21 protein-coding genes are annotated in these 21,511 nt (G+C 67.5%); 16 read left to right on the top strand and 5 right to left on the bottom strand.

All coding sequences use genetic code 11. The annotated features are described in order from the left end of the window. Positions 1-108: 108 nt before the first annotated feature. The 5 genes from CXY91_RS19525 to CXY91_RS19505 are packed head-to-tail and all read left to right on the top strand — an operon-like array spanning position 109 to position 6,020. Positions 109-354: an acyl carrier protein gene (locus CXY91_RS19525; protein WP_091833139.1), complete on the top strand. Its 246-nt coding sequence runs from the start codon at positions 109-111 to the stop codon at positions 352-354. Further along, a complete protein-coding gene (locus CXY91_RS19520) occupies positions 354-1,589 on the top strand; it encodes an acyl-CoA dehydrogenase family protein (protein WP_282569388.1) in 1,236 nt (411 codons plus the stop codon). Before CXY91_RS19525 ends, CXY91_RS19520 begins: the two co-directional genes overlap by 1 nt. 4 nt (positions 1,590-1,593) lie before the next feature. After that, positions 1,594-2,514, top strand: coding sequence for an amino acid--[acyl-carrier-protein] ligase (locus CXY91_RS19515; protein WP_100962878.1), 921 nt, complete (start codon positions 1,594-1,596; stop codon positions 2,512-2,514). A 5-nt stretch (positions 2,515-2,519) separates the two neighbouring features. Next, positions 2,520-3,533, top strand: a complete 1,014-nt coding sequence (locus tag CXY91_RS19510; protein WP_248307564.1) for a DUF1839 family protein — start codon at positions 2,520-2,522, stop codon at positions 3,531-3,533. Positions 3,534-3,536: 3 nt separating this feature from the next. Then, positions 3,537-6,020: a glycosyl hydrolase 2 galactose-binding domain-containing protein gene (locus CXY91_RS19505; protein ID WP_100962877.1), complete on the top strand. Its 2,484-nt coding sequence runs from the start codon at positions 3,537-3,539 to the stop codon at positions 6,018-6,020. A gap of 4 nt (positions 6,021-6,024) precedes the next feature. Here the strand turns inward: CXY91_RS19505 and CXY91_RS19500 are convergent, their stop codons facing one another. Beyond that, positions 6,025-6,585 carry an aromatic amino acid lyase gene (locus CXY91_RS19500; protein ID WP_158673504.1) on the bottom strand — a complete coding sequence of 187 codons (561 nt, stop codon included), beginning with the start codon at positions 6,583-6,585 and terminating at the stop codon, positions 6,025-6,027. A gap of 359 nt (positions 6,586-6,944) precedes the next feature. On the opposite strand from CXY91_RS19500, the gene motA reads away from it, so the two are divergent. Together motA and CXY91_RS19490 are read left to right on the top strand one after the other, a co-directional pair. Then, entirely contained in the window at positions 6,945-7,802 is an 858-nt protein-coding gene (motA, locus tag CXY91_RS19495) for a flagellar motor stator protein MotA (protein WP_091833153.1), read from the top strand. 65 nt (positions 7,803-7,867) lie between these two features. Then, positions 7,868-8,740 carry a flagellar motor protein MotB gene (locus CXY91_RS19490; protein WP_091833156.1) on the top strand — a complete coding sequence of 291 codons (873 nt, stop codon included), beginning with the start codon at positions 7,868-7,870 and terminating at the stop codon, positions 8,738-8,740. A 326-nt stretch (positions 8,741-9,066) separates the two neighbouring features. Here CXY91_RS19490 and CXY91_RS19485 read toward each other — a convergent pair whose 3' ends face one another. Then, the gene (locus CXY91_RS19485; protein WP_100962875.1) at positions 9,067-9,867 is read right to left on the bottom strand and encodes an HpcH/HpaI aldolase family protein; all 801 of its coding nucleotides are present in this window, start codon (positions 9,865-9,867) and stop codon (positions 9,067-9,069) included. A 186-nt stretch (positions 9,868-10,053) separates the two neighbouring features. Between CXY91_RS19485 and CXY91_RS30990 the strand changes: the two genes are divergently transcribed. Continuing rightward, complete coding sequence (locus CXY91_RS30990) at positions 10,054-10,392, top strand: SDR family oxidoreductase (RefSeq protein WP_248307560.1); 339 nt, start codon at positions 10,054-10,056, stop codon at positions 10,390-10,392. Positions 10,393-10,430: 38 nt separating this feature from the next. Here the strand turns inward: CXY91_RS30990 and CXY91_RS19475 are convergent, their stop codons facing one another. Then, a complete protein-coding gene (locus tag CXY91_RS19475; protein ID WP_248307559.1) occupies positions 10,431-11,342 on the bottom strand; it encodes a cell wall hydrolase in 912 nt (303 codons plus the stop codon). A gap of 432 nt (positions 11,343-11,774) precedes the next feature. Here CXY91_RS19475 and pcaF point away from each other — a divergent pair, with 432 nt between their 5' ends. The 8 genes from pcaF (at position 11,775) to paaZ (ending at position 19,566) form a co-directional block, all read left to right on the top strand. Then, positions 11,775-12,980 carry a 3-oxoadipyl-CoA thiolase gene (gene pcaF / locus CXY91_RS19470; RefSeq protein WP_100962874.1) on the top strand — a complete coding sequence of 402 codons (1,206 nt, stop codon included), beginning with the start codon at positions 11,775-11,777 and terminating at the stop codon, positions 12,978-12,980. A 28-nt stretch (positions 12,981-13,008) separates the two neighbouring features. Beyond that, entirely contained in the window at positions 13,009-14,013 is a 1,005-nt protein-coding gene (gene paaA, locus CXY91_RS19465) for a 1,2-phenylacetyl-CoA epoxidase subunit PaaA (protein WP_100962873.1), read from the top strand. Between the two features lie 24 nt (positions 14,014-14,037). Continuing rightward, the gene (paaB, locus tag CXY91_RS19460; protein ID WP_038360406.1) at positions 14,038-14,322 is read left to right on the top strand and encodes a 1,2-phenylacetyl-CoA epoxidase subunit PaaB; all 285 of its coding nucleotides are present in this window, start codon (positions 14,038-14,040) and stop codon (positions 14,320-14,322) included. Further along, positions 14,322-15,101, top strand: a complete 780-nt coding sequence (gene paaC / locus CXY91_RS19455) for a 1,2-phenylacetyl-CoA epoxidase subunit PaaC (RefSeq protein WP_100962872.1) — start codon at positions 14,322-14,324, stop codon at positions 15,099-15,101. Before paaB ends, paaC begins: the two co-directional genes overlap by 1 nt. Before the next feature lie 10 nt (positions 15,102-15,111). Further along, positions 15,112-15,615: a 1,2-phenylacetyl-CoA epoxidase subunit PaaD gene (gene paaD / locus CXY91_RS19450; protein ID WP_091833171.1), complete on the top strand. Its 504-nt coding sequence runs from the start codon at positions 15,112-15,114 to the stop codon at positions 15,613-15,615. Continuing rightward, positions 15,615-16,688 carry a 1,2-phenylacetyl-CoA epoxidase subunit PaaE gene (gene paaE, locus CXY91_RS19445; protein WP_091833174.1) on the top strand — a complete coding sequence of 358 codons (1,074 nt, stop codon included), beginning with the start codon at positions 15,615-15,617 and terminating at the stop codon, positions 16,686-16,688. Before paaD ends, paaE begins: the two co-directional genes overlap by 1 nt. Further along, positions 16,678-17,442 carry a Phenylacetic acid catabolic protein gene (locus tag CXY91_RS19440; RefSeq protein ID WP_248307558.1) on the top strand — a complete coding sequence of 255 codons (765 nt, stop codon included), beginning with the start codon at positions 16,678-16,680 and terminating at the stop codon, positions 17,440-17,442. Before paaE ends, CXY91_RS19440 begins: the two co-directional genes overlap by 11 nt. 63 nt (positions 17,443-17,505) lie before the next feature. Further along, entirely contained in the window at positions 17,506-19,566 is a 2,061-nt protein-coding gene (gene paaZ, locus CXY91_RS19435; RefSeq protein ID WP_100962871.1) for a phenylacetic acid degradation bifunctional protein PaaZ, read from the top strand. A gap of 7 nt (positions 19,567-19,573) precedes the next feature. Here the strand turns inward: paaZ and CXY91_RS19430 are convergent, their stop codons facing one another. Together CXY91_RS19430 and paaK are read right to left on the bottom strand one after the other, a co-directional pair. Next, a complete protein-coding gene (locus CXY91_RS19430) occupies positions 19,574-20,170 on the bottom strand; it encodes a TetR/AcrR family transcriptional regulator (protein ID WP_100962870.1) in 597 nt (198 codons plus the stop codon). A 6-nt stretch (positions 20,171-20,176) separates the two neighbouring features. Continuing rightward, complete coding sequence (gene paaK / locus CXY91_RS19425; RefSeq protein ID WP_100962869.1) at positions 20,177-21,487, bottom strand: phenylacetate--CoA ligase PaaK; 1,311 nt, start codon at positions 21,485-21,487, stop codon at positions 20,177-20,179. Positions 21,488-21,511: the final 24 nt, after the last annotated feature.

Raw genomic sequence — 21,511 nt, 5'->3', positions numbered from 1 at the left:
GGTGATCGCGAGCGCCCTGCGCCAGCGTTTGCCGCCGCACGCCGAGGACGGAGCCAAGACGGGGCTGCACCGCAGCAGCGATGGCATCAGACAGGGCAGGACCGAAAGATGAAGACCAGGATCCGCGAAATCCTCAAGACCACCGGCAAGCTGCCGGTCGATGTCGCAACCCTCGCCGACGAGGCCGATCTCTATAATGCCGGCCTGACCTCCTTCGGCACGGTCGAGCTGATGATGGCGCTCGAAGAGGCCTTCGAGGTCGAATTCCCCGACAACATGATGAACCGGCGCAACTTCGCCTCGATCGCCGCGATCGAGAGCGCGATCCGCACCATCCAGAGCGAGCACGTCTGATGACGACGCTCGCCCGCCTGGCCGAAGCCGGCTACCAGCTCACGTCGGAGGCGTCCGGCGCCAGCGCCGAGGCGCAGAAGGCGATGATCGCCAAGGCGCGCAAGATCGCCAAGATCGCGGCCGAGCATGCCGGCGATGTCGATGCCAAGTCGCGCTTCCCGCACGAGGCCTTCGAGGCGCTGAAGCGCGAGCGCCTTCTCGGCATCATGATCCCGGCGGCCCATGGCGGCGAGCAGGCAAGCCACGCGACCATCGCCGAGATCTGCTCTGTGCTGGCTCAGGCCTGCGCCTCGACCGGCATGATCTACGCGATGCACCAGATCAAGGCGTCGAGCCTGGTCGTGCATTGCAACGACGATCCCTGGCACGCCGGCTTCATGGCGCGCATTGCTCGCGAGCAGCTCCTGCTCGCCTCGGCCACAACCGAGGGCGGCGGGGTCGGTGGCGATCTGCGCTCGTCGATCTGCGGCGTGGTGCGCGAAGGCGACGACTTCACCCTCGACAAGGAAGGCTGCCTGATCTCCTACGGCGCGCAGGCCGACGCCATCCTGATCACCTCCAGGCGCACGCCCGAGGCCCCGCCCTCCGACCAGGTCATGTCCGTCCTGACCAAGGACCAGTACACGCTGGAGCGCAGCGCCGCCTGGGACACGATGGGCATGCGTGGCACCTGCTCCGACAATTTCACCTTCTCCGGGCGCGCGCCTGCCGAGCAGATCATCCCGGTCTCCTTCGCCGAGATCGCGGCGCAGTCGATGCTCCCCAACGCGCATCTGCTCTGGGCCTCGGTCTGGTATGGCATCGCGGCCGAGGCCGTCGCCCGTGCCGAGGGCTTTGTGCGCAGCGAGGCGCGCAAGCGCCCGGGCTCGACACCGCCGAGCGCGCTGCGCCTGGCCGAGCTGCTCGCCCGCCTGCAGCAGTTCAAGGCGCTGGTCGTCGCCGGGCTCGACCGCTACGAGCGCGCCCGCGGCGATGCCGACGAACTCTCCTCGATGGGCTTCGTCGTGGCGATGAACAGCATCAAGGTCGTGGCCTCGCAGAGCGTCGGCGAGATCGTGATGCAGGCCTTCCTGATCTGCGGCATCCAGGGCTATCGCAATGACAGCCCGGCCAGCCTGGCGCGGCTGATGCGCGATGCGCTCTCAGCGCCGATCATGATCAACAACGACCGAGTCCTCGGCAACACCTCCAACCTGCTGGCGGTCTACAAGCACGACCCCAGCCTTTCCAGGTGATCGCATGTGCCAGAACTGCCCCCAGCCGCAGGGTTTCCTCGCGGAACTGATCGATAGCGGCCTGCTGATCGACACCGGCGTCGACGGCCTCTATGGCCGCAGCGGCCTGTTCGAGGAGGTCATCGCCCGCTTCGACGACCTGATCACCCGCCATGGCGGGCAGGACGGCGCCGAGATCGTGCGCTTTCCGCCGGCGATGAGCCGCAAGCATTTCGAGAAGAGCGGCTATCTCAAGAGCTTCCCGCAGCTCGCCGGCACCGTGCATTCCTTTGCCGGTGACGAGCGTGCCCATGCCCAGTTGCTGCACAATGTGGCTGACGGCGTCGACTGGACCGACGGGCAGATCTCGACCGAGGTCGTTCTGACCCCGGCAGCCTGCTATCCCCTCTATCCGGTCGTCGCCAAGCGCGGCCCGCTCAAGACTGAGGGCGCGCTGTTCGACCTGCAATCCTACTGCTTCCGGCACGAGCCCTCGAAGGACCCGGCCCGGATGCAGCTCTTCCGGATGCGCGAATATGTCCGCTTCGGCACGCCCGAGCAGGTCACCGAGTTCCGAGCGACCTGGCTGGACCGTGGCCAGGCGATGATGGCTTCGCTCGGCGTGCCGCTCAATCTCGACGTCGCCAACGATCCGTTCTTCGGCCGCGCCGGGCGCATGCTCGCCAACAACCAGCGCGACCAGCGCCTGAAATTCGAGCTCCTGATCCCGATCGAGAGCGAGGAGAAGCCGACCGCCTGCCTCTCCTTCAACTACCATCAGGACCATTTCGGCACGACTTGGGGCATCCAGACCGCCGCCGGCGAAACCGCCCACACCGCCTGCGTCGGCTTCGGCATGGAGCGGGTCGCCCTCGCCCTGTTCAAGCACCATGGCTACGACGTCGAGCGCTGGCCGGCTTCGGTCCGCAACGTTCTCTGGCCGTGAGCGCGATGACGGCCCAGCACAAGATCGCCGCGCCCGCCGCCATGGCGGGCCGGCTCCTGCCGGTCGATCCGCTCGCCTATGACCGGCATGCCATGCATGCCGGCGAGCGGCACTGGCCGCAGACCAATTGCTATGCCGATCTCTGGATCGAGATCCTTCACGCGCTCGGCCTGGAGCCGGCGGCGGCCTTCGGTTTCACGATCACGCAGGATTTCGAGGGCGACCAGTTCACCTTCTTCAAGCCGCCGCTCGATGACCTCGAGGCGCTCTACGGCCTCAGGGTGACCGAACTCGCGCTCTATGACGATCTGATCGGCCATATCGAGCAGCAGATCGGGCTCGGCCGTCTCGTCCTGCTCGAACTCGATTCCTTCTACATGCCCGATACCCGAGGCGTCTCCTATCGCGACAGCCACGGCAAGACGACGATCGCGGTGAACCGGCTCGACCGCGCCGCCCGCGAGCTCGACTATTTCCACAATGACGGCCTGCATCGGGCCGAAGGTGAGGATTTCGACGGGCTGTTCCGGCTGCTGCCTGGACAGATGCACGACGACACCCTCTTCCCCTATGCCGAGATGGTGCGGCTGCCGCAGCGTCGGCCGGACGAGGCGGCTTTGCGCGCTGCCGCGTTGAGGCTGCTCGCCCGCCATGTCGCGCGCCGGCCGAGCGACAATCCCGTCGCAGCCTTTCGGGCAGTCGCGACCGCGCAGGCCGAGGCGCTGGCCGAGCGCCCGGGCTCGGCGTTCCACCATTACGCCTTCAACACGCTGCGCCAGCTCGGCGCCAATTTCGAACTGCTCGCCAGCCATCTGACTTGGCTCAGCCAGTCGGTCGATGGGCTGGAGGCCGCCCGCGATGGTTCCCTGCGTATCGCCGAGGGTGCCAAGGTGGCGCAGTTCCATCTCGCCAGGGCGATGAAGCAGAAGCGCTTCGAGCGTTTCGACGCGACCGTCGCCGGCCTCGTCGGTGAGCACGATCAGGTCAGCGAGGCGCTCGGGCAGCGCTTCCCCGGCTGAGCCATGGCCCGCATCGTCGCGCGTAGCGGTGAACGGCTAGAGCCGCTCGCAGGCTGGTCCTGGCTCGCGACGGCTGCCGATGCCGCCGCAACGCCCGCCGATCTGCCGGAGGCCGGCGATTGGCAGGAGGCCGCAGTACCCGGCACGGTCGCCGGGACGCTGCGCGCCCTCGGCCGGCTCGACGATGCCAGCGCCAATGCGATCGGCCAGCAGGATCACTGGTATCGCACGCGGCTGACGGAAGCCCTGAATGGACGCTTGCGTTTCGAGGGGCTGGCGACCGTTACCGAGATCTGGGTCGGCGGCGTCAAGCAGGCCGACAACGCCTCGATGTTCGCGCCCGTTGAGCTTGCCGTCGATTGCCCGGCCGGAACCGAGATCGCGTTGTGCTTCCGTGCGCTCGTGCCGAAGCTCGCTGCGGCTCCGCGCCGTTCCCGCTGGCGCCTGGCAATGATCCAGCCCAACGGCCTGCGCTGGTTCCGCACCAGTGCGCTCGGCTCGATGCCGGGCTGGTGCCCGCCCGGCCTGCCGACCGGGCCGTATCGTCCGGTGCTGCGGATCGAGAGCGAGGCGAATGCGCCGCGGTTCGAAGCCGTCGATCTGCGCACGCGCTATGATGGGCAGACCGGCACCATCGCGCTCAGTCTCACGCTGGCCGAGAACGTGGCGCTGCCGGCTCGCGCGACTATGCGCTGCGCCGGCGACGAAGCGGCCTTGCACCCGGATGGTGACAGTCGATTAGCTGGCACATTGTCCGTGCCCGGCATCGCGCCCTGGTTCCCGCACACCCATGGCGAGCCGGCGCTGCATGCTCTCACGCTCATGCTGGATGGCGAGACGATCGATCTCGGCCGCATCGGCTTCCGCTCGCTCGAAGTCGATCGCGGCGATGATGACGAGGGCTTCGGCCTGATCGTCAACGGCGTGCCAGTGTTCTGCCGCGGCGCCTGCTGGAGCAATGCCGACGTCACCACGCTGGCCGGCGGACGCGCGGCTTATGAGCCCTGGCTCCGGCTGGCGCGCGAGGCCGGCATGAACATGATCCGCCTGCCCGGCGTGATGACCTATGAGGGCGAGGCCTTCTTCGCGCTCTGCGACGAACTCGGCATCATGGTCTGGCAGGAGATGATGCTCGCCAATTTCGACTATCCGCAGGGCGATGCCGGCTTTCGTGCCGCGATCGCGACGGAGGTCGAAGCGCTGCTCGGCCGGACGCAGGGCTCGCCGAGCCTCGCCGTGCTCTGCGGCGGCAGCGAGGTCTTCCAGCAGTCGGCGATGCTGGGCGCGCCGGCCGAAGCCTGGTCCGGCCCTGTCTTCGACGAGGTGCTGCCGGATGCGGTCGCCACTTTCAGGCCGGACATCGCCTATGTCCCGAACTCGCCCTCGGGCGGGCCGCTGCCCTTCGTCGCCGACAAGGGCGTGACGCATTATTACGGGGTCGGCGCTTATATGCGCGGGCTCGACGATGCCCGCCGCGCCAATGTCCGCTTCGCCGCCGAGAGTCTCGCCTTCGCCAATGTGCCGGAGGAGGTCTCGCTGCGCCCCGGCAAGCCGCCGGCGATCACCCATCATCCCGATTGGAAGCGTGCCGTCCCGCGTGATGCCGGGGCCTCCTGGGATTTCGAGGATGTGCGCGACCACTATCTCGAACGGCTCTACGGGCTTGAACCGGCGCGTTTGCGGCGAGAGGACCCGGAGCGCTATTTCGCCCTGTCGCGGGCGGTCGTCGCTGAGGTGATGGAGGAAACCTTCGCCGAATGGCGCCGGCCGGCCTCGCCGACGCGGGGTGCGCTGGTCTGGCTCCTGCAGGACCTGCAACCCGGCGCCGGCTGGGGCGTGATCGCCAGCGACGGCGAACCGAAATCGGCCTGGCACGGGCTCGCCCGCGCCTTCCGCCCGGTCCAGCTCGCGCTGACCGACGAGGGCGTCAACGGCCTCGGCCTGCATGTCCTGAACGAGTGCCCGGAGCCGCTGACTGCGACCGTCGAATTGACTTGCTGGCGTGCCGGTGAAGTTGCTGTCGTCCAGGCGAAGCGCGAGGTCGCGCTCGCGCCGCACTCGGCGACGACACTCTCCGCCTTTGAGCTGATCGGCCGCTTCTTCGACATCGCCTATGCCTATCGCTTCGGCCCGCCCGGCCATGACGTGACCTCGGCGGTGCTGCGCGATGCTGCGAGCGGCAAGGTCCTGGCCGAGGCCTTTCATTTCCCGCTCGGGCGCGGCCATGAGCGCCATCATTGCGGGCTCGCCGCAAAGCTGGAGTGCGAGGGCGACGACTGGAGCCTCGTCCTCTCGACCCAGCGCTTCGCGCAATCGGTCGAGATCGTCGATCACGCCTGGCGGCCGGAACACAGCTGGTTCCATCTCGCGCCCGGCGAGCCGCGGCGGGTCCGCCTAAATCGCCGTCCGGGCACCAGCAGTGAGCCCTCCGGCGAGGTTCGCGCCGTCAACGCGATCGACCACGCCAGTTACGCCGTGGGGGCGTGAACGCTCAGCCATCCGCGCCGACAAGGGGATCAATCTCCTTGCGCCTCGCTTCGACATGCCGCAGCAGCGGATCGAGATGCGGCACGGTCGCCGGCCGCGGCGAAGGGGACGGCCTCGCGCGCCAAGGCGAAGAGCTTGCCGGTGGCCTCGCCGAGCGGCGTCGCCTTGCGGCTCTGGGTCGCCTGGGCCGCGACCAGCAGCTCGACCCCGGCGATCGACCGGACAGCCCCGCCACTTCCATCGTCTTGCGCGCCGCGAAGGTCGCCATGCCCGCCCGGTCGAGATTGCCGTTGGAGTGGCTCGAGCTGGCGAACTCCTGAACCACCGGAGCCGTTGCCAGCCGCGCCTCCGAGGTAATCGCCTTGTGGAACTGGGCGAGGCCGTTGAAGCCTGGCAGGCCGACGCCATCCTCTTCGATCAGCCCGACCGTCAGCCCCGACCAGAAGGAATCGACCTGCTTGGCGACGCGCTCTGCCGAGGCCGTCACCACCGGCGCGAAGACGAGGCGGGCGATGTCGAGCGCCATCGAGAGCGAGACCGTGTCGAAATTGGCGACCGAGACCAGCGAGCGCTCCTCCCTCCATGCTGAACGCGCCGATCAGGCTCCAGAGGTCGAGGCTGCGCTGCAGATCGGCGGCGCTTTCCCGAGGGAGGTGCACCGCCCCTGCCTAGTGTCCGGACAATCGCTGCAGAGCTTGGCCCGGGCTTCGCCTGGGCCGTGCTCCCGTCTTCCATTCGGCTTTGGCTGATCGGGTTGCCTGACGTGACGAATGTCGCGATCGGACCGATTTGCACCCCTGGGCCAATTTGTCGCCCCAAGCCTGCCATGCCCCTAACTCGCCCTTAACCTTGATCAGTCATTTCCTTCAAGGGAGTGGTGGCTTCGCGCGGGCTGTAGCTGCTGCGGTGCGAGGGTGACACACCATGCGGCTGATCGTCGGCGCAATCATTGTCTTCGTCTGCGTCTTCGGCAGTTACGCGGCCATGGGTGGACACGTCCTGGTCCTCTGGCAGCCGTTCGAGTTCGTCATCATCCTCGGTGCAGCGATCGGTGCCTTCGTCATCGGCAATCCCGCGCCGGTCCTCAAGGCCGTGCCGTCCATGCTCGGCACGATCATGAAGGGCTCCAAGTACAAGCAGGAATGCTATGTCGAGCTGCTGGGAATGCAGTATTCCCTGTACAAGCTCGTGAAGCAGAAGGGCATGCTCGCTGTCGAGGAACACATTGAAAATCCCGAGAAATCGACGCTGTTCAATGCCTTCCCGACATTCGCCGCGAACCATCATGCCGTCGAGTTCGTCTGCGACTACATGCGGATGCTGACGCTGGGCGCCAACAACGCCCACGAGATCGACGCACTGATGGACGAGGAGCTGGAGACGCACCATCAGGAGCAGGAGCGTCTCGTCTCGGCCATGCAGTCGCTCGCCGACGGAACGCCGGCGCTCGGCATCGTCGCCGCCGTGCTCGGCGTGATCAAGACGATGGGGGCGATCAAGGAGCCGCCGGAGGTACTGGGACATCTGATCGGCGGCGCGCTCGTCGGCACCTTCTTCGGCGTCTTCGTCGCGTACGGCTTTTTCGCGCCCATGGCGGCGTCGCTCAAGAGCACCTTCGAGGCGGAAGCCAAATACTTCCAGTCGCTCAAGGCGGGTCTCCTCGCCCATATCAGCGGCCAGCCGCCGGTGATGGCGGTCGAGTTTGCCCGCAAGGCCCTGATGAGCGACGTCCGCCCGACCTTCAGCGAAGTGGAAGCGGCTACCGCCAAACTGGCCGCCTGAAGCCTGTTCGTTCGCATGGTCACTGACAGTCTCTAGAACCGGCCCAATCTCAAGCAGGGACTTAGATGAGCAAGCCCGCCCAGCAGATCATCGTCAAGAAGGTCAAGAAGGCCGCTCATGCGCATCATGGCGGCGCCTGGAAGATCGCCTATGCGGACTTCGTGACCGCCATGATGGCGTTCTTTCTGCTGATGTGGCTGATCAGCATGACGACGCAGGAGCAGAAGGAAGGCCTGGCGGAGTATTTCGCGCCGGGGTCGTTGAGCCCCAGCACCAGTGGCGCCGGCGGCATGCTGTGGGGTACCGCGCTCGACAAATCGGGCAGCAAGCCGTCGCCGCCGCGCGAGGTGGCGACAGGGACCTCCAAGCCGGACGACAAGGTGCGCCGGGCCAGCGCTGGCGGCGCCGGCGACCGCGAGATCAACCGCTCGGCCGCCGGCCAGCAGGCCAGCCACAGCGCGATCGCCAGCCTCCGGCAGGCGCTCCAGAGCATGCCCGAAATCGCCGATCTGTCGCGCAGTATCGTCATCGAGCCGACCAAGGAGGGGTTGGATGTCGCCCTCATGGACGAGTCCGGCCGCTCCATGTTCCCCGAGGGCTCCGTCCAGCCCTATCCGAGCACCCGTCGTGTGCTGGAGACGCTCGCGCCCACTCTGCGCCGCCTGCCCAACCGCTTGGCTATCACCGGCCACACGGCCGCCACGCGCCCGGGCGCGGTGGCTGGCGTCGATCCCTGGAGCCTGACCACCGGGCGCGCGCTCGCCGTGCGCGAAATCCTGTCGGGTGCAGGGTTCCCCAATGACCGCTTCGCCTCCGTGGTGGGGCGCGCCGACACCGAGCCGGTCTTCCCCGACAATCCCTACATCTCGCCGAACCGACGGGTGCGGATCACGCTGCTCAGCGAAGAGCCGCCATTGCCCCCGAACCTCGTTCGCTGAGTGCCCGCAAGGGCGCGAGCGGACTTCCCACCAGTTCCGTGGGCTTTCTATCAGGCGGCCGCCTCCAAACCGAGCAACTCCGCCGCATGCCCGCCGGTCAGCCGCTTGATCTCGGCCTCCGTGAACTGCAGGTCGAGCAGGTTGGCCGACGATTTCGCGATAGCCGTCGATCGGGCGCGGTGAGCCTACCAGCCCGAGATGCGAGCAGAGTACGGTGTTCATAGTCGGCGCCGGCATAGGCCTTGACCGGGACCGCCTTCGCCGCTGCCGGAGCGGCGAGCTTCGAGCGTGGCTCGCTGGAGGGATAGCTCACGGGTCCGTTTCTCCTAGCGCGCGCCGGGGTTCTCGACCCGGCTCCTGGCTGCCTGCATCTGCCCAAGAGCTTCGCTCGCCGCCTTGCGCAAAAAACCCTGGTCGGACGAGAGGATGAAGGCGCTGGCGCCGCGCTCGGCGAACCCCGCGGATTCCTCGCCATTGTCGGTCATCACGCAGACCGGCTTGCCGGCCTTCTTGGCGGCCCGCAGGATCGCATCGACGGCGTCGCGGACTTCGAGCGCGTCGCGGGTCGGCGCACTGAGCGCGACGGTGAGGTCGCCGCGGCCGATGAAAACGGCGTCGAGCCCCTCGACCGCGAGAATGGCGTCGATCTCAGCCAGCGCCGACGGATCCTCGATCATCGCGATCGTCGCCACCGCCGCATCGGCGGCGTCGACGAGGTCCCACATCTTGCTGCCGCCATAGCGGCCGGCGCGGGTAACGCCGGAGAAGCCGCGCTTGCCGCCGCGATAGCGGCAGGCGGCGACCAGCGCCTGCGCATCAGCGACGCTCGCGACATGCGGGGCGAGGATCCCCACCGCGCCGCAATCGAGCGAGGCCTGGATCGCGTCGCTCGTCAGCGTCGGGACGCGCACGACGCCGGCGATGCCGGCTGCCCGCGCCGCCAGCAGCACGAGGTCGGTGGTGACGCGGTCGAAGGGGGCGTGCTCCTGGTCGACGACGATGAAGTCGAAGCCGCTATTGCCGAGGATCTCGGTGGCATGCGGGCTCGGCGTCTTGACGAAGCTCCCCGCCAGGAAGGCGCCGCTGACGAGGCGCTTGCGAAAGCTGGACTGGGCGGATGTCTGCATGGTCTGCCGTGCCGATGTCGATCATCGGATGATGGCACTCCCGTTCCCGGATATGGCCGGAAGTCCCGCCGTTTCACATCTCGAAATCAGCCGAGGCGCGCGCCCCCGCGTCAGAAAGCCGTCAGGATCGCTCTGGGATCTGACGGGGAAACGTCGGATACGACACTCGGGGGGAAGGGTATCCGAATGAAGACTCGCCTGCGCAGCGCCTATGCCGCGACGAAGTTCGCAGTGATCGGCATCACCGAGGCCGTCGCACAGGAGGTCGGCATCCACGGGATCCGGGTCAACGCGCTCTGCCCAGGCGCGGTCAATGGGGAACTGATGCAGCGGGTCATCGCTGCCCGCGCCGCCAAGGAGAACCAGCCGGCGGAGGAGATCGTCCGGGCGAACTACACCGACAAGGCGGCGCTGAAGCGCTGGGTCGAGCCGGAGGAGGTGGCGCGCGCCGCCCTGTTCCTGGCGAGCGACCAGGCCTCCTCGATCACCTCCGAGCGCATCAAGGTCGACGCCGGCCCGATGTGATCCGGCCGGCCAGTCGGTTGCCAGACCCGCAGTACAGCTCAGTCCTGAGCCACGCTGCCACGCAGCCCGCGGGGGCTCGGCATCAGCGCCGCGATCCGGGCGTCGCTCTTCGGCGGCGCGATGAAGGTCCGCGCCAGCCTCTTGGGCATGTCGAGATCGAAGGGCCGGCTCGGCGGCAACGTCGCCTTGCTGACCATATGTGTGGCCGGGCTGGCATGTTCGGCGGCAGCAGGGGCTTCCGGAGCGAAGGCCAGCGGCGCATTGGCGAAGGAGGTCGGAACGGACGAGGCACTGGCGGCAACTGGCGCCGGCGCGGTGACCGCGGCCAGCTGGTAGCTCGGCTCCTCGATGCGGCGGCGCTCCGGACGCTCGCCCTTGACATAGAAGGCGTTGCCGCCAGCCACCGTCACGTAATGCATGTTGGCGTAGGAGAAGCGCAGGCCGGCCATGTGGAAATGCTTGGCATTGCCGACAGCCTCGTTGCGCTTGCCGGCGAGGATGGCGTCGGCGGCGGCCTCGGCCTTGGGCAGGTCGCGCGCCACCATCTGGCGGGTCAGCACGCCCGGGGCGAACTGGCGCGGTGCGCCGACGACGCCGCAGATCGTCTCGGGGTAGCGCGGCGCCCCGACCCGGTTCATCACGACGGTACCGACGCCAAGCAGGCCTGATTCGCTCGACCGGTTCGATTCGAAATACATCGCGCGGACAAGGCATTCGCGCTCGCGCGGGTCGGCTTTGGCCAGCTCGATCGCGCGCTTGCGGGTCTCGTGGGCCTGCTTCGTCGTCGTCCCGGGGCCGGCCGTCGTCGTCGAAGCGGTCTGGACCGGGGCGGTGCTGCAGGCGGCCAGCGCCGGCGCGGCCAGAGCCATCAGAAGCGGGATCGCTGTGCGGCCGTGGCGGCTCTTGTCGAGAGAACGAACGGCATCTGCAGCGATCGCGGTCCGCTTCATGCGGTGACCTCCTGATTACGGGATCTCGGCTGCCGCAATCAGCGAGCCATCGTCACCGGCAAGGAAACCCGAACCTCTTACCAGAAAGTTAATTTCGGACGGAAGAGGCAAAGATGACACGGCCGAAAGTGGCGGCAGTGGACCCCTCAGGCCGTTCAGCGGCGCGCTGCCGAGCCCTGTCCCGTTGCGTGCTCTCCGCGCCGTAGGCGAGGATACGGGTATTGATCGCGGTTTCCATCGGCGCTTTACCGGCATGGTGGCAGGCGGCCAACCTCTCATCGACGTCGCGCCTCGGGGTCTCGCTTCTAGACCTATAGCGTGGCCTGTTGCGGCAATCCGTCCGGCCGGTTGATCTCTCCTCGAATTCGTGCAATTAAATGACCGACCGGTCGGTTGATAAAAACAAAGCGGCGAAACGCGGGGAGAGACATCGTGGCGGACGCCTTCATTTGCGATGCGGTTCGCACGCCCGTCGGCCGCTATGGCGGGGCGCTTTCCGGCGTCCGTGCCGATGATCTCGCAGCCATCCCGCTCACGGCGCTGATGCAGCGCAATCCCTCCGTGGACTGGAGCCAAGTCGACGACGTCATTCTCGGCTGCGCCAACCAGGCCGGCGAGGACAATCGCAATGTCGCGCGCATGGCTGTCCTCCTCTCCGGGCTGCCGGTCGATGTGCCCGGCACCACGGTCAATCGGCTCTGTGGCTCGGGCCTTGATGCGCTCGGGCTTGCCGCCCGTTCGATCCGCGCCGGCGATTGCGGGCTGATGCTCGCCGGCGGCGTCGAGAGCATGTCGCGCGCGCCCTTTGTCATGCCGAAAGCCGAGGCCGCCTTCTCGCGGGCCAATGCGGTCTACGACACCACGATCGGCTGGCGCTTCGTCAATCCGAAGCTGAAGAAGGCCTTCGGTATCGATTCCATGCCCGAGACGGCCGACAATGTCGCCGCCGATTTCGGCGTCTCGCGCGCCGACCAGGACGCGTTCGCGCTGCGCAGCCAGCAGCGCTGGGCCGCGGCTCAGGCCGCCGGCCGCTTCACTGAGGAGATGGCGCCGGTCTCCGTGCCGCAGAAGAAGGGCGATCCACTCATCGTCGATCGCGACGAGCATCCGCGTCCGGATGTGACGCTCGATCAGCTGGCCAAGCTGAAAGGCGTCAACGGCCCCGATCTCAGCGTCACTGCCGGCAATGCCTCGGGCGTCAACGACGGCTCGGCGGCGCTGATCGTCGCGAGCGAGGCAGCCGCGAAAGCCAACGGCCTGACGCCGCGTGCTCGCGTCGTCGCCATGGCGGCCGCCGGCGTTGCGCCGCGCATCATGGGCATCGGCCCGGTGCCAGCGGTGCGCAAGGTCTTGCAGCGCGCCGGGCTGGACCTCGGCCAGATGGAAGTGATCGAGCTGAACGAGGCCTTCGCGGCGCAGGGACTTGCGGTGCTGCGCGAGCTCGGCCTGCCGGACGACGCTCCGCAGGTGAACCCGAATGGCGGCGCGATCGCGCTCGGCCATCCGCTGGGGGCGAGTGGCGCCCGCCTGGCGACGACGGCGATGTGGCAGCTCCAACGCAGCGGCGGGCGTTACGCCCTCTGCACGATGTGCGTCGGGGTGGGGCAGGGAATTGCAGTGATCCTTGAGCGCGTCTGACGCGCGAGGCGGAACAGGAGGCGAGCCGATGTATGCCCAGATGGTCAAGACCGAGGCGAAGCGGGTCCGCAGCCTCGACGAGATGGAGCCGCAGGAGCGCGCCTTCCAGCAGCGCATCGACGCCGGCCAGAAGATCGAGCCGAAGGAGTGGATGCCGGAGGACTATCGCAAGACGCTGATCCGCCAGATCAGCCAGCACGCCCATTCCGAGATCGTAGGCCAACTCCCCGAGGGCAACTGGATCACCCGCGCGCCCACGCTGGAGCGCAAGGCGATCCTGCTCGCCAAGGTCCAGGACGAGGCCGGTCATGGCCTCTATCTCTACTGCGCGGCGGAGACGCTCGGCATCAGCCGCGACCAGATGTACGAGCAGCTGCATTCCGGCAAGGCCAAGTACTCCTCGATCTTCAACTATCCGACGCTGAGCTGGGCCGATATCGGCGCGATCGGCTGGCTGGTCGATGGCGCGGCGATCATGAACCAGGTGCCGCTGCAGCGCTGCTCCTACGGCCCTTACGCCCGCGCCATGGTGCGCATCTGCAAGGAGGAGAGTTTCCACCAGCGCCAGGGCTTCGACATCATGACCGTGCTCAGCAAGGGCACGCCAGAGCAGAAGGCGATGGCGCAGGACGCGCTCGACCGCTGGTGGTGGCCGTCGCTGATGATGTTCGGCCCCTCGGACGACGCCTCGGTGCATTCGGCGCAGTCGATGGCCTGGAACATCAAGCAGGATTCCAATGACGAGCTGCGCCAGAAATTCGTCGACCAGACCGTGCCCCAGGCCAAGTATCTCGGCCTCACCGTCCCCGATCCCGCGCTGAAGTGGAACGAGGCGAAGGGCGGCCATGATTTCGGCGAGCCGGACTGGACCGAGTTCTTCGCTGTGATCGCCGGCGAGGGCCCGTGCAATCGCGAGCGGCTGGAAGCGCGCCGCAAGGCCTGGAACGACGGCGCCTGGTTCCGCGATGGGCTCACCGCCCATGCCGGCAAGCAGGCGGCGCGGCGTCAGGCCTCGCGCATCGCGGCCGAGTAACACTCCGACGGAAGGGAGCTGATGATGTCGAGCGAATGGCCCCTCTGGGAGGTCTTCATCCGCGGCCAGCATGGCCTCAACCACCGGCATGTCGGCAGCCTGCACGCGCCCGACGCCGAGATGGCGATCCTCAATGCCCGCGACGTCTATACGCGCCGGAATGAGGGCGTGAGCATCTGGGTGGTGCGCTCGGCCGACATCGTCGCCAGCGCGCCGTCCGACAAGGGGCCGCTGTTCGATCCCGCCAACGCCAAGGTCTACCGGCACCCGACCTTCTTTGACGTACCGGACGAAGTGGGGCACATGTGATGAGCGCCCCGGCCTCTTCCTCTGCGGTTTCTGCGGCGGTCGCCGAGTTCGCGCTGCGCATGGGCGACAGCTGCCTGATCCTCGGCCATCGCAATTCGGAATGGTGCGGCCATGCCCCGGCGCTGGAAGAGGATATCGCGCTCGCCAACACGGCGCTCGACCTGATCGGCCAGACCCAGCTCTGGCTCGGGCTCGCCTGCGAGGCCGAGGGCAAGGGCCGCACGCCCGACAATCTCGCCTTCCTGCGCGACGTCTCCGGCTACCGCAATCTCCTGCTGGTCGAGCAGCCTAATGGCGATTTCGGCCGCACGCTGATGCGGCAATACCTGTTCGACGCCTGGCATCTGCCGCTGCTGAAGGCGCTGATCGGCTCGGCCGACAGGCGCATCGCAGAGATCGCCGAGAAGGCCTCGAAGGAGGTCGCCTATCATCTCGAACGCAGCGCCGATCTGGTCATCCGCCTTGGCGACGGCACGGCTGAAAGCCATGCCCGCATGCAGGCGGCCGTTGATTTCCTCTGGCCCTATACCGGCGAGATGTTCCTCGCCGATGCGGTCGACGACGAGCTGGCGTCGGCGGGCCTCGCACCGGAGCCGGGCTTGCTCAAGGCCGCCTGGCAGGTGCATGTCGGCACCACCTTCGCCGAGGCGACGCTGAAGGCGCCAGAGAAGAGCTTCGTCCAGAAGGGCGGCCGGCGCGGCGTCCATTCCGAGCATCTCGGCTACATCCTCGCCGAGATGCAGTTCCTGCAGCGCGCCTATCCCGGCGCCAGCTGGTGAGGAGGCGCTGATGGACGCCGCCACCATCTCCCGCCCGGCCGTCGCCGAGATCTGGTCCTGGCTCGGCGAGATTCCCGATCCCGAGATCCCGGTGATCTCGCTGGTCGATCTCGGCATCATCCGTGATGTCGCTTGGGTCGATGACCTGCTGGAGGTGACGGTGACGCCGACCTATTCCGGCTGCCCGGCGACCGGCGTCATCAATTTCGAGATCGAGCGCGGCCTGCGCGAGCATGGCATCGAGAAGCTCAGGCTCAAGCGGCAATTGTCGCCGGCCTGGACCACCGCCTGGATCAGCGTTGAGGGCCGCGCCAAATTGCGCGACTACGGCATCGCTCCGCCAGTCGAGGGCACGGCCGCTTGCGCCGGCGCGCTGGTGCCGCTTCAGGTCTCCTGCCCACGCTGCGGCTCGCAAAGGACCGAGCGCATCAGCCAGTTCGGCTCGACGCCCTGCAAGGCGCATTTCCGCTGCACCGACTGCCTCGAACCCTTCGACTACTTCAAGAGCATCTGATGGCACGCTTCTTTCCATTGGAGGTCGCCGATATCCGCCGCGAAACGCGCGATGCGGTCGTCGTCACGCTCGCGCCGCGGCCTGAGGACCGCGCCGCCTTCGACTTCACCCAAGGCCAGTACCTGACGTTCCGAAGGGAGTTCGAGGGCGAGGAGCTGCGCCGCTCCTATTCGATCTGCGCCGGCAAGGACGAGGGCGTGCTCAAGGTCGGCATCAAGCGCGTCGATGGTGGCGCCTTCTCGACCTGGGCGAACGAGGAGCTGAAACCCGGCGACATGGTGGAGGCGATGCCACCTATGGGCGCCTTCCACGTGCCGCTGAAGCCGGAGGAGAAGCGGCATTATCTCGGCTTCGCCGGAGGCAGCGGCATCACGCCGGTGCTCTCGCTGATCAAGACGACCTTGGCGCGCGAGCCGGGCTCGCGCTTCACGCTGGTCTACGGCAACCGCTCGATCAACTCGATCATGTTCCGCGAGGAACTGGAGGACATCAAGAACACCCATCTCGGCCGGTTCAACGTGGTGCATGTGCTGGAGAGCGAAGCGCAGGAGGTCGAGCTCTTCTCCGGCCGCATCGACGCCGAGAAATGCGCCAGGCTGTTCAAGGGCTGGATCAACATCGCCGCCATCGACATGGCCTTCATCTGCGGTCCCGAGCCGATGATGCTGGCGATCGCGGCGGCGCTGCGCGAGCACGGCCTGCGCGACGACCAGATCAAGTTCGAGCTGTTCGCCTCCGCCCCGCGCCGCGGCAAGCATGTGGTCAAGAGTGCTGTCGACAACGGCAAGGCCGCGACCTGCACCGCGACGATCACGCTCGACGGCATGACGCGGGTGATCGAGATGGCCAAGACCGGACAGACCATCCTGGAGGCTGCACTCGGTGCCAGCCTCGATGCGCCCTATGCCTGCAAGGCCGGCGTCTGCTCGACCTGCCGCGCCATGGTCGTCGAGGGCGAGGTCGAGATGGCGACCAACCATGCCCTCGAGGACTACGAGGTCCGCCAGGGCTATGTGCTGAGCTGCCAGTGCTATCCGCTCTCCGACCGGGTGGTGGTGACCTATGACCAGTGACGCCGACACCATGCCGCTCGAGGACTATCTGGCGCAGGGCGGCAAGCTGACCACGCCCGAGAACGCGCCGCCGCGCTATCGCGGCGAACTGCTCAGGCTGATGGCGACCTTCGTCGACAGCGAGCTCGCGGGCGCCGCTGGCTTCGCCGACATCATCAACCAGGGGCCCGGCATCAAGGAGCGCATCGCCGCCTCCCGCATCGTGCTGGAAAAACTCGACCACGCCGAGCGCGTGCTCGCCGTGATGGGCGAGTTCGGCGCCGATATCTCGCGCTATGCCAACCACCATCCCTGGGCCGAGCGCGTGGCGCGCGACAGCGATCTCGGCGCGGCCCGCCACGGCGCCGACATGCGGCTCGCCGTGCTGCACTACCCGCTGCAGGGCTGGCTCGACGCGGTCCTGATGAACGTGCTGATGGGCCAGGCCGTGGTGATCCAGATCGAGGAATTCGCCGGGCTTTCCTACCAGCCGCTGGCCGAGATCTTCCGCGCCATCCTGCCGCGAGAGCGCCGGCACACCGAGCTGGGCGAGGAAGGTTTGCGCAAGCTACTTGAGGATGCAGGCAACCGGCCGCAGATTGCCGCAGCGCTCGCCTATTGGCGCCCGCGCGTCGCCGCGAGCTTCGGCCGCGGCAGTTCGGCGCATTTCGAAACGCAGAGGAAGTTCGGCCTGCGCCATACCGGCAATGCCGAACTCGCCGCCGCCTGGGAGCGGCAGGTCGGCAAGCTGCTGCACGCCATCGGCATGGCCTGACCAGCACATTCAACCGACGACGGCGACAAGCCGCACACCGCGACCGACAAGGGATCTCAAGGGATGAACGCGCCAGTGAAGACCGTCCGCCAGCTCGAATCCTATATCGCCGGGGACTGGGTCCGCGGCGCCGGCAAGGCCGTGCCGCTCCTCGATGCGGCGACAGGGGCGGAAGTCGCGTTGATCGATGCCAGCGGTCTCGACATGAAGCGCGCCCTGATCCATGGCCGCGAGCAGGGCGGTCCGGCGCTGCGCAAGCTCAGCTTCCATGAGCGCGCCCTGATGCTGAAAGCGCTCGGCCAGGCGCTGATGGAGGCGAAGGAGGAGTTCTACGCCCTCTCGACCGCCACCGGCGCGACGCGCACAGATAGCTGGATCGACATCGAAGGCGGCGTCGGCACCTTGCTGTCCTATGCCTCGAAGGGCCGGCGCGAGCTGCCGAACACGCGCACGCTCGTCGATGGCGATGTCGAGGCGCTCTCGCGCGACAACAGCTTCTCCGGCCAGCACATCCTGACGCCGCTGGAAGGCGTCGCGATCCATATCAACGCCTTCAACTTCCCCTGCTGGGGCATGCTGGAGAAGCTGGCGCCGACACTGCTCGCCGGCATGCCGGCGATCGTCAAGCCGGCGAGCCAGACCGCCTATCTGACCGAACTGATGGTGCGCCGGATCATCGCGACCGGCATCCTGCCCAAGGGGGCGCTGCAACTGATCAGCGGTTCGGTCGGCGACCTGCTCGACCATGTCGATTGCCAGGATGTCGTGACCTTCACCGGCTCGGCCGCCACCGGCCGCAAGCTCAAGACGCACAAGGCGATCGTCGAGCACTCCGTGCGCTTCACCATGGAGGCGGATTCGCTCAACGCCGCGATCCTGGGCCCCGATGCGGTCGCCGGCACCGAGGAGTTCGACCTCTTCGTCAAGGAGGTCGCCCGCGAGATGACGGTGAAGGCCGGGCAGAAATGCACGGCGATCCGCCGCGTGATCGCGCCGCGTGCCACGGTCGAGCCGCTGATCAAGGCGCTCGGCGAGCGTCTCGCCAGGACCGCGCTCGGCAATCCCGGCGAGGAAGCGACCCGGATGGGCCCGCTCGCCAGCCTCGCGCAGCGCGACGAGGTCCGCGCCCGGATCGCCGAACTGCAGGGGGATGCCGAGATCGTCGCCGGCGATCCGAGGCAGGCGAAGCTGACCTCTGGCGATGCCGAGGCCGGCGCCTTCCTCAGCCCCGTCCTGCTCTATTGCGACAAGCCGGGCTCAGCCAAGGCCGTGCATGATGTCGAGGCCTTCGGCCCGGTCAGCACGATCATCCCTTACGAGACTGCCGAGGAGGCCGCGGAGCTGGCACGGCGCGGCAAGGGCAGTCTCGTCGCCTCCGTCTTCACCAATGACGCCGGCTTCGCACGCGAGGCCGTCGAGGCGCTCGGCCCCTGGCATGGCCGCGTCATGCTCGGCAACCGCGTCAGCGCCAAGTCCTCGACCGGCCATGGCTCGCCCTTGCCGGTGCTGGTCCATGGCGGCCCCGGGCGCGCCGGCGGCGGCGAGGAGCTGGGCGGCATGCGCTCGGTCAAGCACTATATGCAGCGCACCGCCGTGCAGGGCGCGCCCTGGCTGCTGTCGGAGGTCACTGGGCGCTGGATGCAGGGTGCAAAGACACGGCAGGACGGCATCCATCCCTTCCGCAAGTCGCTCGCCGAACTGGAGATCGGCGACCAGCTCGTCACGGCCTCGCGCACGGTGACGCTGGAGGACATCGAGCATTTCGCCCATTTCACCGGCGACACCTTCTACGCCCATATGGACGAGGACGCCGCCAAGGCGAACCCGTTCTTCGACGGGCGCGTTGCGCACGGCTACCTGATCGTGTCGTTCGCCGCCGGCCTCTTCGTCGATCCGGCGCCGGGCCCGGTGCTCGCCAATTACGGCGTCGATGCGCTGCGCTTCCTCACCCCGGTCAATCCGGGCGACACGCTGCAGGTGACGCTGACCTGCAAGCAGATCAATCCGCGCGAGACGGAAAACTATGGCGAGGTACGGTGGGACTGTGCGGTCAGCAACCAGGAGGCTCAGCTCGTCGCGCAATACGATGTGCTGACCATGGTGGCGAAGACCTGGCCGGCGTGAGCGCCGCCTATTTCATCGCGCTGGCGCCGTCGAGGAACAGCGTGGTGACCATGTCGGCATAGCCTTCGCGGCTGAGCGCGCCGCTCGGCCGGAACCAGGTGTAGACCCAGTTCAGGATGCCGAAGAGCGACATGGTGACCGGCGTCACACCGGCGCTGCTTTTCGCCAGCGCCGGGTTGATGTCGACCAGCACGTCCGAGAACGCCTTGACGATGCGGCGCTCCATCTCGCGCAGTTCCAGCCTCTGGGCGTCGGTGAGCGAGCCGGTGCCGTTGAGCAGGACCTGGTGGAAGTTCGAGGCCGTGCGATAGTTCTCGAGCACGCCGCCGATCAGATGGCGCAGGCGCGCCCTTGGCTCGAGATCGGGCCGGTCGGCCTCGATGATCGCCGCCTCCAGCTCGACGAGATGGGTCCGGCCGATATCGAAGATCAGCAGGTCCTTGCTCGGATAGTAATGGTAGAGCAGCGCCTTGGAGACGTTGTTCTCCTGGGCGATCTGCGCCATCGAGGCGCGCTCCATGCCGAGCTTGGCGAAGACGGCTGCGGCGCTGTCGAGGATGCTGCGCCGCTTCTCGTCGAAATCCGCAGCCCTGGTGCGGGCCATCGCCTGTCATCCTTTCGGCCGGTTGTCGACGACGCGCCTGGCCTTGCCGGCCGAGCGCTCGACCGAATCGGGGTCGCCGACCTCGATCCTAGTGCTCACCCCCACCACGCTTTTGATGTGGTGCGCAAGCTCCTTGGCTGACGCAGCGCGCGCGTCGGCATCGGCTGCGTGCGGCATCGCCTCGACATGCACGACCATGTCGTCCATGCGGCCGGCGCGCACGAGCTCGATCTGGAAATGCGGGGCGAGCCCGCCGCATTTCAGCAACTGCTCCTCGATCTGCGTCGGGAAGATGTTGACGCCGCGCAGGATCATCATGTCGTCGGTGCGGCCGGTGATCTTCTCGATCCGGCGCATCGCCCGCGCCGTGCCCGGCAGCAGCCGGGTCAGGTCGCGGGTGCGATAGCGGATGATCGGCAGCGCTTCCTTGGTCAGCGACGTGAAGACCAACTCGCCCATCTCGCCGTCGGGCAGGACCGCGCCGGTCTCGGGATCGATGATCTCCGGGTAGAAATGGTCCTCCCAGACATGGAGGCCGTCCTTGGTCTCGACGCATTCGCTGGCGACGCCCGGGCCGATCACCTCGGACAGGCCGTAGATGTCGACGGCGTGCATGTCGAAATCCTGCTGGATCTCGGCGCGCATCGCATTGGTCCACGGCTCGGCGCCGAAGATGCCGACCGCCAGCGAGGAGCTGCGCGGATCGATGCCCTGGCGGCGGAATTCGTCGAGGATCGACAGCATGTAGGACGGCGTCACCATGATGATGCGCGGCTTGAAATCCTGGATCAGGCAGACCTGGCGCTCGGTCATGCCGCCTGAGATCGGGATGACCGTGCAGCCGAGCTTCTCGGCGCCGTAATGGGCGCCGAGCCCGCCGGTGAACAGGCCGTAGCCATAGGCGACATGGCAGATGTCGCCGGCCCGTCCGCCCGCCGCCCGGATCGAGCGGGCGACGCAAGTCGCCCACATCTCGATGTCGTTCTGGGTGTAGCCGACGACCGTCGGCTTGCCGGTCGTGCCGGAAGAGGCGTGGATGCGGGCGACCTTTTCTCGAGGCACCGCGAACATCCCGAACGGATAGGTGTCGCGCAGGTCCTGCTTCACCGTGAACGGGAACTTGGCGAGATCGGACAGCGTCCTGAGATCGTCCGGATGAACGCCGGCCTCGTCGAACGTCGCCCGGTAGTGCGGAGAGTTGCGATAGGCATGGTCGAGCGTCGTCTTCAGCCGCTTGAGCTGGAGCGCCGAGATCTCGTCGCGGGAGGCCGTTTCGATGGGGTCGAGCTCGCCCGGGCGGGGCGAAAGGTCTTCCATGGGTCTCCTCCGCTTCAGTCCTGT

It is taken from the genome of Allobosea sp. FBZP-16 (genome assembly GCF_002831785.1).
GTDB lineage: Bacteria > Pseudomonadota > Alphaproteobacteria > Rhizobiales > Beijerinckiaceae > Allobosea > Allobosea lupini.
The sequence above is the reverse complement of the archived record's forward strand: the minus strand, read 5'-3'. Positions and strand labels throughout refer to the sequence as shown.

What these genes read in the sequence shown, in the direction of transcription:
- CXY91_RS19525 (WP_091833139.1), top strand. Translation starts at nt 109, where the DNA reads ATGAAGACCAGGATCCGCGAAATCCTCAAGACCACCGGCAAGCTGCCG.
- CXY91_RS19520 (WP_282569388.1), top strand. Translation starts at nt 354, where the DNA reads ATGACGACGCTCGCCCGCCTGGCCGAAGCCGGCTACCAGCTCACGTCG.
- CXY91_RS19515 (WP_100962878.1), top strand. Translation starts at nt 1,594, where the DNA reads ATGTGCCAGAACTGCCCCCAGCCGCAGGGTTTCCTCGCGGAACTGATC.
- CXY91_RS19510 (WP_248307564.1), top strand. Translation starts at nt 2,520, where the DNA reads ATGACGGCCCAGCACAAGATCGCCGCGCCCGCCGCCATGGCGGGCCGG.
- CXY91_RS19505 (WP_100962877.1), top strand. Translation starts at nt 3,537, where the DNA reads ATGGCCCGCATCGTCGCGCGTAGCGGTGAACGGCTAGAGCCGCTCGCA.
- motA (WP_091833153.1), top strand. Translation starts at nt 6,945, where the DNA reads ATGCGGCTGATCGTCGGCGCAATCATTGTCTTCGTCTGCGTCTTCGGC.
- CXY91_RS19490 (WP_091833156.1), top strand. Translation starts at nt 7,868, where the DNA reads ATGAGCAAGCCCGCCCAGCAGATCATCGTCAAGAAGGTCAAGAAGGCC.
- CXY91_RS19485 (WP_100962875.1), bottom strand. Translation starts at nt 9,867, where the DNA reads ATGCAGACATCCGCCCAGTCCAGCTTTCGCAAGCGCCTCGTCAGCGGC.
- CXY91_RS30990 (WP_248307560.1), top strand. Translation starts at nt 10,054, where the DNA reads ATGAAGACTCGCCTGCGCAGCGCCTATGCCGCGACGAAGTTCGCAGTG.
- CXY91_RS19475 (WP_248307559.1), bottom strand. Translation starts at nt 11,342, where the DNA reads ATGAAGCGGACCGCGATCGCTGCAGATGCCGTTCGTTCTCTCGACAAG.
- paaA (WP_100962873.1), top strand. Translation starts at nt 13,009, where the DNA reads ATGTATGCCCAGATGGTCAAGACCGAGGCGAAGCGGGTCCGCAGCCTC.
- paaB (WP_038360406.1), top strand. Translation starts at nt 14,038, where the DNA reads ATGTCGAGCGAATGGCCCCTCTGGGAGGTCTTCATCCGCGGCCAGCAT.
- paaC (WP_100962872.1), top strand. Translation starts at nt 14,322, where the DNA reads ATGAGCGCCCCGGCCTCTTCCTCTGCGGTTTCTGCGGCGGTCGCCGAG.
- paaD (WP_091833171.1), top strand. Translation starts at nt 15,112, where the DNA reads ATGGACGCCGCCACCATCTCCCGCCCGGCCGTCGCCGAGATCTGGTCC.
- paaE (WP_091833174.1), top strand. Translation starts at nt 15,615, where the DNA reads ATGGCACGCTTCTTTCCATTGGAGGTCGCCGATATCCGCCGCGAAACG.
- CXY91_RS19440 (WP_248307558.1), top strand. Translation starts at nt 16,678, where the DNA reads ATGACCAGTGACGCCGACACCATGCCGCTCGAGGACTATCTGGCGCAG.
- paaZ (WP_100962871.1), top strand. Translation starts at nt 17,506, where the DNA reads ATGAACGCGCCAGTGAAGACCGTCCGCCAGCTCGAATCCTATATCGCC.
- CXY91_RS19430 (WP_100962870.1), bottom strand. Translation starts at nt 20,170, where the DNA reads ATGGCCCGCACCAGGGCTGCGGATTTCGACGAGAAGCGGCGCAGCATC.
- paaK (WP_100962869.1), bottom strand. Translation starts at nt 21,487, where the DNA reads ATGGAAGACCTTTCGCCCCGCCCGGGCGAGCTCGACCCCATCGAAACG.